Here is a 12,700-nt window from a genome sequence, read left to right as displayed (position 1 = left end):
AATCAAAATGAATATCCTCGACAAATACATTATCAAGAAATTTCTCGCCGCGTTTTTTTTCTCGGTGGTAATTCTCGTGTCGGTGATTTGCGTCATTGATTTCACCGAGAAAAACGACGATTTTATTCAGCATAATCTGTCGATGTCGAAAATTATTTTCGGCTATTACATTTATCTGTTTCCGTATTTCGCCAACCTGCTTTCGCCGATTACCATATTTATCGCCGTAGTTTTTGTAACGGCGCAGCTGGCGGCGCGCACCGAAATTGTGGCCATTCTGGCCAGTGGAGTCAGTTTTAAGCGCCTGATGCTGCCCTATGCCATGGGCGGCAGCGTGGTGGGGCTGCTCATCTTCGGACTGATTGGCTGGGTGCTGCCGGTGGGTAATAAATCGCGGGTAGCGTTTGAGCGGGATTACATCAAATTGCCGTACCGGTTTCAGGGGCGCAACGTGCACATCAAGATTGGGCCGCGCAGCTACGTGTACATGGAAAGCTATGATAACACGAGTAACATCGGCTTTCACTTCGCCCTCGAAACTGTGGATGGCACCACGCTGCGCCGCCGCATGACGGCCGACGCCATCACCTGGGATTCGACCAAGCGTGTGTGGCATTTGTCGCCGCAGCTTATCCGCACCTTTCGCGGCCCGCAGGATGAGGTGCTGCAAACCGTGCCGGCCCGCGATACCACGCTGAATCTGTTTCCGAAAGACTTTGCCAGCAACTACAAGGTTGCCGAAACCCTGACCCTGCCCGAGCTCAACGCCTATATCCGCACCAAGATTGAGCGCGGGGCCGACGACACGCAGCTATACCTGAGCGAGAAATACGAGCGGTACTCCTATCCCTTCGCCATCGTGGTGCTCACCCTGATTGGCGTCACGCTCAGCGCCCGCAAGTCGCGGGCCGGCGTGGGCGGGCAGATTGCGCTGGGGTTCGTGCTGGCCTTCGTGTTCATCATTTTCGTAATGCTGAGTCGCAACCTGGCGCAGGTGGGCAGTCTCTCGCCCCTGATAGCGGCCTGGATACCCACGGGGGTATTCTCCGTTATCGGGCTGGCGCTCTACCGGTTTGTACCGAAGTAACAATGAGTGAATGAGCGGATGAGCGGATGAGTGAATGCCATAGCTCCCCCTGCTTACTGCTTCATTTCCTCACTCATTCACTCATTCACTCATTCACTCATTCACTCATTGCTAAAAGACTACCTCAAGCTTCATTTCATCGTGCTCCTATGGGGCTTCACGGCCATATTAGGCAAGCTGCTGACGGTGCCGCCGGTGGAGCTGGTGTTCTGGCGCACGCTGCTGGCGGCGGGCGGCCTGGCCGTGCTGCTGGTGGCGCGGCGGCAGCAATGGCGCATTCCGGCGGGGCAGGCGCTGCGGCTGCTGGGCGTGGGCGCGCTGGTGGCGATACACTGGGTTACCTTTTTTCTGGCGGCCCGGCTGTCGTCGGTGAGCGTATGCCTGGCGGGCCTGGCCACGCTGGCGCTCTGGACGTCATTGCTGGAGCCGCTGTTACTGTGGCGGCGGGTGCGCGGCTACGAGGTGGGCCTAGGCCTGATTACGATGGTGGGCCTCTACCTGGTGAGCCAGGCCGAGCTGGACCAGCTGCTGGGCCTGGGCGTAGCGATAGTTTCGGCGGGGCTGTCGGCCCTGTTCAGCGTGCTCAATGCCAAGCTGATTAAGACGCACCCGCCGCTGCGCCTCACTTTCTACGAAATGCTGGGGGCTTGTTTGAGCATCGTGCTGTTCTTCCCGGTATACAGCCACTATTTCACGCAAGGCCGGGGCTTGCAGCTGGCCTGGCACGGCTACGACTGGCTGTGGCTGGGGCTACTGGCCGGCGTGTGCACGGTGTATGCGTTTTCGACTTCGGTGGAATTGATGAAGCGCCTCTCCCCATTCGCTGTCAACCTCACCATCAACCTGGAGCCGGTGTATGGTATTGGGCTGGCGGTGCTGGTATTTGGCAGCCAGGAGCGCATGGCGCCGGGTTTCTACTGGGGCACGCTGCTGATTGTATTCAGCGTGTTAATTCATCCGCTGGTGGCCCGGCTGATGAAAGATAAAGCAGCGGAGCCCATGCCGGTTTGAGGCAGTAGAACGAGTACCCCGAATTGGAAATTCGGCCGCCGGAACGAGTACCCCGAATTTCCAATTCGGCCGCCGGAACGACTTGCGCAGGCTTCGTTCACGCGGCCGAATTGGAAATTCGGGGTACTCGTTCTAGAGCACACCGGTCCACAACGTGTACTCCGGCGGCCAATCCATTGCTGCCGGCTCGCCACTTTCCCACAACCCGTACACGGCCGAGCCCGAGCCCGACAAACTCACATAAGTCGCGCCCGCCGCATACAGCTGCTGCTTAATCTCGGCCAGCGCCGGATACGTGGGCGTGAGGGCCGTTTCGAAATCATTGCTGACCGTGTCGCGCCAGGTGCTCATGGGCTGGGCCAGGGCTTCGCGGAGCAGATATTTCGGCGACTGCGGCGCGATGCGCGCATACGCTTCGGCGGTGCCGATGTGCAGGTTGGGGTACACTACCACGCAGCCGCTGCCGGTCAGATTCAGGTCGATTTCCTCAAATACGTCGCCGCGCTCCACGGCCAATACGGGCTTGTTGCGGATGAAAAACGCGCAGTCGGAGCCCAGGCGGCGGGCGTAGCTTTCCAGGATTTCGAGCGATAAATTCAGGCTGAATAAGTCATTGGCCGCCTTGAGCGCAAAGGCCGCATCGGCCGAGCCGCCACCCAGGCCCGCGCCGATGGGTACTATCTTATGCAAAAAGAGTTGCGCCGGCGGCAGATGCGGAAAATCGGCTTGGAGCAGCTCGTAGGCCCGCAGGCAGAGGTTGGTGGCCGGGTCGCCGGGAATGGGGCGGCCGGTGAGGGTGATGCTATTTTGCGGCTGGCCGGCCGGCGCGGGCAGCAGCTCCAGCGCATCGGTCCAGGGCAGGGGCACGAATACCGATTCGAGGGTGTGGAAGCCGTCGGGGCGGCGCTCGGTGACGTAGAGGCCGAGGTTGAGCTTGGCGTTGGGGAAGGTCAGCATATCAGGGTGTAATTTTGGGCTTTGGCGCAACCAGCGCGTAATCACGCGGGGGTTGTCGGTAGGTGGTCTGTCAGTCGGGCCCCGCGTGTTGGGCCATTCCCTTTCCTATGTCATTTTTAACCACTCTTTCTTTGGTGCCGCACCAGCCCCCGGCCGTGTTGGCCGCTGCGTTGCGGGCGGCGCTGGGCTCGGCAAAAGTAGTGTACCTGCGGGGCCTGGCCGCCTGGCTGCCCGCTGCCGAATGGCCCGCCTTTTATGAGCACCTGACCGAGGCAACCGGCCAGTGCCTGCGCCTCGACGAAGACTTTGCCCAGGGCAGTGCCCGCACCGGCCACAAGTGGATTGAGGTGCGCTACGATGCCGCCATCCCCGACGACGCGGCCTACCGCTTCAGCAAAAATGCCCAGCCGCTGCACACCGACGAATCGTACCTGAGCCAGCCGGCAGAGGTCATGTTCATGCACTGCCTGGTGCAGGCCCCGGCCGGCGGCGAAACCACTTTCGTAGATGCCGACGTGCTCTGGCAGCAGCTGCAAGCCCGGAACCCAGCCCTGGCCGCCCGCCTGCTCGACCAGCCCGTGCGCTTCGCCAAAGCCGGCGACTCGCGCCACCTGCCCATCATCGCCCGCACGCCGGCCGGCCTGCGCCTCAACTGGAACTACCACTGCGTGGACCCCGCCGAAAGCCCCGCCACCCACGCCCTGGCCCGGGATTTCCGCCAGTTTCTGCTCGACCACGTTGCCGACACACCCGCCGAAACGGCCATTCAGCTGGGCCCCGGCGAGGCGGTGGCCTGGTGGGACGACCAAGTGCTGCACGGCCGCCGCGCCTTCCGGGCCGCAGCGACCAACGACCGATTTCTCCTCAAAAGCGGCTTCCGCCTCAGCCCTGATGTATGAGGCCACCAAGCGCTTGTTCGACCTGACGGCCGCCGCCGCCGGCCTGGTGGTGCTGGCCCCGCTGCTGGCCCTGGTGGCCGGCGCGGCCGCGCTGGGCGGGCTGCGGCCGGTGCTGTTTCGGCAGCAGCGCACAGGCTACCGCGAGCAGCCGTTTTTCGTGCTCAAGCTCCGCACCATGACTCAGCGCCGCGACGCCGCCGGCCAGCTGCTGCCCGATGCCGAGCGCCTCACCGGCCTGGGCCGGCTGCTGCGCCGCCTCAGCCTCGATGAGCTGCCCCAGCTCTGGAACGTGCTGCGCGGCGAGCTGAGCCTGGTGGGGCCGCGGCCGTTTATTCACGAGTACCTGCCGCTGTATTCGGCGGAGCAGAAGCAGCGGTTCCGGGTGCGGCCGGGCATCACGGGCTGGGCACAGGTGCACGGACGCAACGCCCGCAGCTGGGACGAAAAATTCGCGCTCGATAACTGGTACGTCGCGCATCGGGGCTGGGCCCTGGACCTACGTATTCTCCTCCTCACCCTCACGCATCTGCTGGGCCACCGCCACTCCCCCGAAGCCGCTGCCCCCGCCCCGCGCTTCACCGGCTCGGCCCCAACTAACCTGCTCGCATGACCCAGCTCTTTTTTTCAGATTACGAAATTGAATCGGCCGCTGAGGCGCTGCCGCCGCTCGTCATTTTTGGGGCGGGCGGGCTGGGCCGGGAGGTTTTGCTGCTGCTCCAGCAGCTCAACGAAACTCAGCCGACCTGGCAGGTGCGCGGTTTCTACGACGACCAGGCCCCCGCCGCGCCCACCGTGGCCGGCCTCCCCTACCTCGGCACCAGCGCCGACCTCAACGCCGTGGCCGAGCCGCTGGCCGTGGCCGTGGCCGTGGGCAGCCCGGCCAGCCGGGCAGCCGTGGTGGCCCGGCTCACGTCGGCGCAGCTGAGCTTTCCGAGTATCGTGCATCCGGCCGTGGCCCTGCACCCGGCCCAGCGCATTGCGCTGGGGGCGGGCTGCATCATTCAGCAGGGCTGCATTCTGACTTGTGATATTGAGCTGGGCCGCTTCGTGCTGCTCAACCTGGGCTGCACCGTGGGCCACGATGCCGCGCTGGCCGATTTCTGCTCTCTCATGCCCCACGCCAACGTGAGCGGGGCCGCCCGACTGGGCCGGGGCGTGTACCTGGGCACCAATGCCACCGTTATCCAGGGCGTGCGGGTGGGCGAGAATACCGTAGTGGGGGCCGGGGCTGTAGTAGTGCGCGATTTGCCCGCCAACGTAACCGCAGTAGGCGTACCGGCTAGGGAATTAAGAATTAAGAATTAAGAATTATACACCAGTAGCGCCGCCGCCGTTTCGACACCTTAATTTTCAATTTTCAATTCTTAATTATTAATTCTTAATTAAGCGAAGCGTCATGCGTAGCCAGGATTACGACCGTCTCTACCTCTCCCCGCCCCACCTTGGGCGGCACGAGATAAACTATATCCAAAAGGCTATTGAGGATAACTGGGTGGCCCCGGCGGGCCCCAACCTGGCGGGCTTCGAGGCCGATATCTGCGCGGCGACGGGCGTACCATACTGCGTGGCCCTGAACTCGGGCACGGCGGCCATTCACCTGGGACTGATTTTACTGGGCGTGGGGCCGGGCGACGAGGTGCTGTGCCCCTCGTTCACGTTCGTGGCCACGGCCAACCCCATCGTGTACCTCGGGGCCACCCCGGTGTTCGTGGATAGCGAGCCCGACACCTGGAACATCTGCCCCAAGCGCCTGCGCGAAGCCATCCTCGACCGCATTGCCAGGGGCAAGAAGCCCCGCGCCCTGATACTGGTACACCTCTACGGCATGCCCGCCAAGCTGCCCGAAATAGTAGCCCTGGCCCAGGAATTCGACATTCCCATTCTCGAAGACGCGGCCGAGGCCCTGGGCTCGGAGTGGCAGCAGCAGCCGCTGGGCGGCTTCGGGCGGGTGGGCGTATTTTCCTTCAATGGCAACAAGATTCTGACCACCAGCGGCGGCGGGGCCCTGGTGACCCACGACCGCGCCCTGGCCGAAAAAGCCCGCTTCCTGGCCACCCAGGCCAAGGACGACGCGCCCCACTACCAGCACTCGGAGCTGGGCTACAACTACCGCTTGAGCAACATCCTGGCCGGCATCGGGCGGGGCCAGATGGGGCTGCTAACCGAGCGCGTGAAGCGCCGCCGCCAGCTATTCGACTGGTACCGCGAGCACCTCGCCCGCGTCCCCGGCCTCACCGTGGCGCTGGCCCCGGAGCCCGCCGGCAGCCGCTCGAACCGCTGGCTCACCACCATCCTGCTCGGCCCGCCCGACCCCGAGGCCGACGGGCCGGCCGCCCCCGCCGTCACGCCCGAAACCCTGCGCCTGCACCTCGAAACCCGCAACATCGAGAGCCGCCCGCTCTGGAAGCCGCTGCACCTCCAGCCCCTATTTGCCGCCGCGCCCATGTACGGCGGGGCCGTGTGCGAAGACCTGTTTGCCCGGGGCCTGTGCCTGCCCAGCGGCTCGGCGATGACCGACGGCGACCTGCGCCGCGTGAAGGAGGCCCTGACGGAGGCGCTGGAGTAACAGCACCAAGTAGAGATGCAATATTTTGCGTCTCGTCGTTGCTGATGTTGTTTAGTTGGCGCGGTATTGCGCAGTTCCGAACGTTCAACGCAAGTCGTTCAACGACGAGACTCCAAGCTGTTGCGTCTCTACCCCGTTCAGCCTAGTCCCGCTGGCGCGCGCCAGCAACGGCGTTCCCGAAACTCATCCCGACGGGCCATTTCGTAAACGAGGAATCGTAGACGCGTTTCTTAAACTCCTCCGAATCTGCAGTGGCTCCCTGACACTTGGTGCCGGGTAGCTGCCAGGAGTTCGTTGAAAGGAGGGAAAAGGTAGTCTGAAAAGAGACCTTACTCGACGAGAAGAACTGCATTCGCCATGGGGTTACCAACCGCCGGCCTTAATTGTCTTCCCGCTGAAAATCCAACACGCCCTGCTTGGCGCTGATGTTCATGCGGGTTGTGGTCAAGGTATGAACGCGCCACGCGAAGCGCATCGTCGTGGGACTGGTCATTCGCAAGCTGTCGTGGGCGACGACCAGGACGAACCTGTGGGGGGTCGTAAACACCTCCATGTCCAGCATCGCCGTCGAATCCCGGATATGCAACGTAACGGGTCCCCCGGCGTTGTCGGCCACCCACCGACCTTGTAGATTGGCCACAGTCACTGCGCGGTCTGATAAGCGCACCAGGCCGTACAGGGCCGACAGCCCCACAACGGTTACTATGCCCAACGCATACGCGCCGAACCGCAGGGAACGGCGGGCAATCAACCGCAGGGCGGCCAACCCGGCGAACATCCCCAGCATCATACCGAAAATGCTGCCAAAGAAGCCAAAAGCCTCCTTTCCGGCGAAATAGCAGCACATGGCCACCATCGAAAATACCGCATAGGCAACATTATCCTTCTTGCTCATCAGGGACAAAGTAAGCGCTTAAGCGATGTTTAGCGAAAGGGTAGTTTTATTTTTATTCGCTGCCTACCTAAATGTTGCTGGCACGCGGCTGCAATGCACCCCAGCAACACGGGCGTGTGGGCCACCTCCTGCTGGCGCGCACCAGCAACGGGCGTACTCACTGGCCACTTCCGTATCTGCAAAACCTAGCTGCGAGTACTCGCTGGCCCCTTCCATAGCGGCAAAACCCATCCGTAAGTATTCGCTGGCCTCTTTCGGCCCCTCAAAATCTGGGAGCGAGTACTCGTTGGGCTTTTTCTGAATATCAAAAGCTCCCGGCGAGTACTCGCCGGGAGCTTTTGTAAGTACTGAAGTGGGGAGCTAGTGCTGCCCCGGTAGTTAGACTTTTACCGCAGTATCGATGCCCTTCTTTTTGCTCTTGGGCAGCCGTGCCGCTGAGAAATCAAAGAAGCTGTACACCTTCTCGGGCTTTTCGAACGTGAGCTCGAGCTGGGCTTTGAGGCGGCGCTGGGCGCGGGCAATGGCGGCGCGGTCGTCGGCCAGGCCCAGGATGGCTTCGCTGATGGTGGCGTCCTGGGTGTCGCGGGTTTCGTCGGCGGCGGTCAGGGCCTGGTATTTCACCTTGGCCTCGGCTACCAGCGTGGGGTAAAGGGCGGCCTGGTGGTCGAGGTAGAGCTTGAGCAAGGCCTGGGCCTGGGTCAGCAGCTCGGGCTGCTTGAGGGCGGCCATTTTGCTCTTGCCAAACTTCTTGAAGTCGGCGTAGACGGGCAGCTTGCGCAGCTTGGGGGTGATGTAGTCCTTCATGGTATCGTCCACGAATTCCAGCCATTCGGTGCGGGCCAGGCGGAAGGCATCGGTGCCGCCGGCCGTGGACTGGTTGCGGTCGGTCAGGTTCTCGTCGAAGCCGGCGATGGCCGTTTCCAGCGCCGCCAGCAGCGGGGTGAAAGCCGCACCGAGGGCGGCTTCCGTCACGGCCCGATGGCTGTACTGGGCCTGGGCTTTGAAATCGGGCCGCGCCATGCGCAGGGTCAGAAACAGGTTGTCGAAATAGGTAGAATACGCGCCTTGCATGAGTGAAAAAGAGGGGAAAAGAGGGGAAAAGAGAAGAAAAAAGCCACTGACCAACCGGCCACCGACAGGCCGGTACCCGGCCCAGGCGTAAGAATACAACCAAATGGGACAATTCCGGACCAGGGTCGGCACTACTCCCGCGCCAGGCACTGGCAGAGGCCGGAACACCTTGCCATCGGGGGCCTGAAACATCCACGGGTAGAGCGGCAGGGCTTTCGGGGCTCCGTCCATTACCACCCAGTTGCCGTTTTGCCAGAGCTCGGGGAAGTACTGGTCAGGCACTACCCCGCAACGTCGAGCCGGGGCGTGATGGTGATGTCAATTTCGCTAATACTGGAAAACCCGGCTCCCAGCTCAATGCTATTAGTGGCTCGAAGCGGCTGTGCTTGTCCGCTCGTTGCAGAATACAAGTTGGCCGGCTGAGCGGGGCTGATGCGGGAGAACAAGAGCCCGCAACCAATAAGGAAAAGATGTTTCATTCGCTATTCGTTGATTACGTTCCTTATTCCACCACCAGCCGCTGGGCCTGCGTGCCGGCCCGCACCAGATAGAGGCCCGCCGGCAGCCCGGCCGGAAGCGCAAGCTGCAGCTCGCCCCGCGCGGGCACCGTGCCTGCCAGCAGCACCCGCCCCAACACATCGAGCACCTGCACCGTCTGGCCCGGGGGCAGGCCCGCCACGCTCACCGCCGTACGGGCCGGGTTGGGGTACACCGTGAAGGCTGACCCGGCTGCCCCCGGCCGCACGGCCAGCGGCCCGTTGGCCCCGAGCACGGCCGTGAAAAATGTCGACGACTGCGCGGGGCTAAACTGGGCCAGAGTGGAAGAACCCAACTGGGTTGCTGCGCCCGTGAACGCGCCCACGAGCACGCCCCGACCCTGCGCGTCGAGCCCACACAGGGCGGCGGATTCCGAAGCAGCTCCGCCAGCATGCCGGGCCCAGAGCCAGCGGCCGGTTGAGTCGAGCTGGGCCACAAGCAGGTCGCTGCCCCCCGCGCTGCGCAGCGTGGTGGTACCGAAGCGAGAGCCTGGCAAGCCCGAGGCCACTAGCTCCGCAAAGTTGCCCGCTACCAGTACGCGCCCAGCCCCGTCCACTCGTGGAGTAACCAAAAATTCGTCACCCGCTCCATAAGTTTGCACGGCCCAGCGCCAAGCCCCCGTAGCCGCGTCAAGCCGCGCTACGTACCCATCAAAGGTGCGGAGCACGTTGCCCGATGGCCCCGGTGGGCCCACCGACCCGGTATTAGTCAGCACCGTGTTGCCAATGATGAGCGTGTCCGCTGGCGAATTGGGTGCGCCACGACCAAAAGCACCCGCCACATACAGCCCCCGGGCTCCGTCGATGGCCACCGTCGACATGGAAACCGAGCGAGGGAAGCTAGGTATTGTCGGCGGCGGTGTCGGTCCGGTCCCGGTGGCCCATTGCCAAGTGCCAGACCCGTCAATCTTCGCCACGAAGGCTTCCGATATTCGGCTGGTGAGCGTAAACGGGCCAAAATTCGCGTACCCCCGGCCGTATACCCCGGTCATGTACACGTCCTGATTGGCATCAATCGCGAGGTTAACGCCCCCCAGGCCCATGTACTGCTGCCCTTTGGCCCAGACCCAGGTACCGGCCGCCGTCAGCTTACCCAAAAACGCGTTGTTAAAGCCCGGGAAAGGGTTAGCGACCTGCAGGCCCATGCCCGGCCCGAAAAAGGCCACTGAACTGTTGAAATAGCCTCCCACGTACACGTTGCCCAGCCCGTCCACGGCCACAGCGGTGGCCCCGTCGTCGCCGTTGATGCGCGTGCCCCCGCCCGCCCGGTTGGCCCACTCCCACGCCCGGGTGGTTCCGTTGAGCTTGGCCACGAATGCATCGGCTTCTTCAAATGACCCCGCAACTGCCGAGTTGACTAGCGTATGGCTGCCAAATATGGCTGTGGGTACGCTCTTGAAGTGGCCCGCCACGTACACGTTGCCGGCCGCGTCCACGGCCAGAGCTTGTCCCCGTTGCGCACCCGGCCCGCCGCCCGGCACGGCCCAGAGATAGGTGCCCGCCGCGTCGCGCTTGGCGACGAACACGTCGTCTCTGCTGTCGGCGCTGGTCAGCGAAAACGCTCCAAACTGGACCGCACCCCGGAAACTGCCCGCCAGGTAAGTGTTGCCCTGCCCGTCGGCCACGGCGGCCACGTCGAACAGGGTGGCATCGGGGGAGTTCGCCGTTACCACCACATTCGCCTGAGTAATGGCCAGTTGAGAGCTTTGGGCGCTTTGGGCCCGGGCTGGGCTGCCGAAGACCAGCAAGCCGAGCGCATACGCCACGACTGCCCACGAGCAATTGAAGAAGTAATTCATCGCACGAAAGAGAAAGAAAAATAAGTCCAACGCTACTTGCCGGCCGCTGGCGCGGCGGCCTGGTTCACCCGCGCTGTCAGGGCAGCTACTTCGGCCTGCAGGTGGGCGTTCTGTTTGCCCAACTCGATAACGTGCAGGGTTAACTCTTCGAGGCTTTGCAGCAGCCGGGCATCCATCGTGCCTAGGTCTATTCCGTTTTTCGCTACTTCGGCCGCCGAAGGAATGGCAGGCAGGTGCCGGTGTTGTTTCAGGTAGCCTTCGAGCTCGGGCAAAGAGCGAAGCGAGTAGGTCGGCTCAAATACAAAGTCGGCCCAGCTCGGCGTTTGCGTCACAAAGATGGATTTGGCCACCAGTTTGCCATCTACGGCCAGCCGGTAGTCCGTGTGGTTAGTGGGCGTAGCCACCCCAATCTGCACCTGGTTGGTAGGCTTTATCTTCAGCACCCGGTAAGCCAACACGTCGTTGGCAAAAAAATACTGCGCATTGGGAGCATTCACGCCGATGGTTCCGCCATTGCTGGGGAAGGCCGTGAAGTTCAGGGTTCCATCCAAATCAGCCCAGATGAGGGCACCTCCGTTTTTGCTGCCACTGGCCGCGCCCAAGCTGCTGGGCCGGCAGGCAAATGCCGCGTCGGTTTGCCGGGCCGCGTTGAACCCAATGCAGGCCCCGCCGCCCGCAATAAAGTTGTTGGCGGCCAGCCCCCCGTTGTAGCGCGCACTGCCCACGTCGTCGATGGACACATTGTTAGCGCCCAAACCCACGTTGAGCATGGAGCTGGGCCAATAGTCGGGCAGCCCGTTGCCAATGCCAACCCGGCCGGTATTCGTAATGCGCATCAGGCTTGGATAAACCCATCCCCCATTTCCATCGGGGCGGCGCAACATAAAATCGTGGGTGATGGCATCAGCCGGGCTAGCCGCTGCGGATACCAGGCGCACATCTGGCCTGCCTGGGCCTGCTTGCACGCTGCTCAACGCGGCCCCCTTGCCAGGTAGTATCCCCAGTAGGGCCGTTAACAATAGGGAGGAAAGGAAGGTATGTAGGTGTTTCATTCGGGTAGCTGGGGCATAGGAATGGAAAGGACCGAAGTGGAAAATGTTGCTGCCCTAAATGTATGAGGCATTGATGAATACCAACTACTTCACCACCACTAATATTTCTGCTCTTTACGCGCCGGGCACCGTAGCACGGTGTTTGCCGTTAGAGGCATATACTCCCCTTGCTCCCCATGAAAAATACCCCCCTCCTCGCCGCCCTGTTGCTGGCCTTGCCCCTGGCTGCCGCCGCCCAGACCACCCCACCCAAAACCACCACCCAACCAGCTGCCCCCACCAAAACCACCGCTGCCACCCAGCAGGTAACGGAGGTGACCGAAGAGCTGGACCCGGCCACCGGCAAGGTCATCCGGCGCACTACCCGCACCACCACGGTACCGGTGGGTACGCCCCTGCCCGGCGGCACGCCCACTACTACCACGCCCGCCAGCACCAGCACCAGCCTCAACGACGGCCCCGCCAGCGACAGCCAGGTGTCGGATTTCTTCCGCGAGCGCATCGTGGTGAGCAAGCTCAGCGCCCCGGCCCTGCTCGGCACCTACGGCCGCTTCATTGAGAAAGTGCGCAACGACCGCCAGAGCTGGACGCCCACCAACTGGGCCGCCGCCGCCGCCGTCATGAGCAGCCTAAACGCCCGCTACGAGCAGCTACGCAATGGCTACTCCCTCGACGATAAGTTGACCATTCGCTCGCAGCAGGCCGAGTTTCAGGCCCTGCGCACCGCCCGCCAGATATCTACTCAAGTATCGGACAAGCTGTAGCGGCAGGAGTCGTAAAACGAGTACCCCGAATTTCCAATTCGGCCGTCGGAACAACTCGTTCTC

At 62.7% G+C, this 12,700-nt stretch carries 12 protein-coding genes; 7 read left to right on the top strand and 5 right to left on the bottom strand.

Annotated elements, in window-relative coordinates; all coding sequences use genetic code 11:
- Positions 1-7: 7 nt before the first annotated feature.
- Positions 8-1,087 (top strand): LptF/LptG family permease, encoded by a 1,080-nt coding sequence (locus ABD819_RS17740; protein WP_345126421.1) that lies wholly within the window; start codon positions 8-10, stop codon positions 1,085-1,087.
- Positions 1,088-1,195: 108 nt separating this feature from the next.
- Complete coding sequence (locus ABD819_RS17735) at positions 1,196-2,098, top strand: DMT family transporter (protein ID WP_345126420.1); 903 nt, start codon at positions 1,196-1,198, stop codon at positions 2,096-2,098.
- Positions 2,099-2,230: 132 nt separating this feature from the next.
- Here the strand turns inward: ABD819_RS17735 and ispE are convergent, their stop codons facing one another.
- The gene (ispE, locus tag ABD819_RS17730; protein ID WP_345126417.1) at positions 2,231-3,055 is read right to left on the bottom strand and encodes a 4-(cytidine 5'-diphospho)-2-C-methyl-D-erythritol kinase; all 825 of its coding nucleotides are present in this window, start codon (positions 3,053-3,055) and stop codon (positions 2,231-2,233) included.
- Positions 3,056-3,162: 107 nt separating this feature from the next.
- Between ispE and ABD819_RS17725 the strand changes: the two genes are divergently transcribed.
- From ABD819_RS17725 to ABD819_RS17710, 4 genes are all read left to right on the top strand, one after another.
- Positions 3,163-3,954 carry a TauD/TfdA family dioxygenase gene (locus ABD819_RS17725; RefSeq protein ID WP_345126415.1) on the top strand — a complete coding sequence of 264 codons (792 nt, stop codon included), beginning with the start codon at positions 3,163-3,165 and terminating at the stop codon, positions 3,952-3,954.
- A complete protein-coding gene (locus ABD819_RS17720; protein ID WP_345126414.1) occupies positions 3,947-4,564 on the top strand; it encodes a sugar transferase in 618 nt (205 codons plus the stop codon). The genes ABD819_RS17725 and ABD819_RS17720 overlap by 8 nt, the downstream gene beginning before the upstream one ends.
- Positions 4,561-5,259, top strand: coding sequence for a NeuD/PglB/VioB family sugar acetyltransferase (locus ABD819_RS17715; protein WP_345126412.1), 699 nt, complete (start codon positions 4,561-4,563; stop codon positions 5,257-5,259). The genes ABD819_RS17720 and ABD819_RS17715 overlap by 4 nt, the downstream gene beginning before the upstream one ends.
- A gap of 91 nt (positions 5,260-5,350) precedes the next feature.
- Positions 5,351-6,520 (top strand): DegT/DnrJ/EryC1/StrS family aminotransferase, encoded by a 1,170-nt coding sequence (locus ABD819_RS17710; protein ID WP_345126411.1) that lies wholly within the window; start codon positions 5,351-5,353, stop codon positions 6,518-6,520.
- Positions 6,521-6,899: 379 nt separating this feature from the next.
- Here ABD819_RS17710 and ABD819_RS17705 read toward each other — a convergent pair whose 3' ends face one another.
- From ABD819_RS17705 to ABD819_RS17690, 4 genes are all read right to left on the bottom strand, one after another.
- Complete coding sequence (locus ABD819_RS17705; RefSeq protein WP_345126409.1) at positions 6,900-7,415, bottom strand: hypothetical protein; 516 nt, start codon at positions 7,413-7,415, stop codon at positions 6,900-6,902.
- A gap of 378 nt (positions 7,416-7,793) precedes the next feature.
- Complete coding sequence (locus ABD819_RS17700; RefSeq protein ID WP_345126408.1) at positions 7,794-8,486, bottom strand: hypothetical protein; 693 nt, start codon at positions 8,484-8,486, stop codon at positions 7,794-7,796.
- 502 nt (positions 8,487-8,988) lie between these two features.
- On the bottom strand, positions 8,989-10,821 hold the full coding sequence (locus ABD819_RS17695) for a T9SS type A sorting domain-containing protein (RefSeq protein ID WP_345126406.1): 1,833 nt from the start codon (positions 10,819-10,821) through the stop codon (positions 8,989-8,991).
- Positions 10,822-10,853: 32 nt separating this feature from the next.
- A complete protein-coding gene (locus tag ABD819_RS17690) occupies positions 10,854-11,657 on the bottom strand; it encodes a hypothetical protein (protein WP_345126404.1) in 804 nt (267 codons plus the stop codon).
- A 392-nt stretch (positions 11,658-12,049) separates the two neighbouring features.
- Here ABD819_RS17690 and ABD819_RS17685 point away from each other — a divergent pair, with 392 nt between their 5' ends.
- On the top strand, positions 12,050-12,637 hold the full coding sequence (locus tag ABD819_RS17685) for a hypothetical protein (RefSeq protein ID WP_345126402.1): 588 nt from the start codon (positions 12,050-12,052) through the stop codon (positions 12,635-12,637).
- Positions 12,638-12,700 lie beyond the last annotated feature (63 nt).

It is taken from the genome of Hymenobacter antarcticus (genome assembly GCF_039539545.1).
In the GTDB taxonomy this organism is placed as follows: Bacteria; Bacteroidota; Bacteroidia; order Cytophagales; family Hymenobacteraceae; genus Hymenobacter; species Hymenobacter antarcticus.
This window is presented reverse-complemented; position numbering and strand designations above follow the sequence as displayed.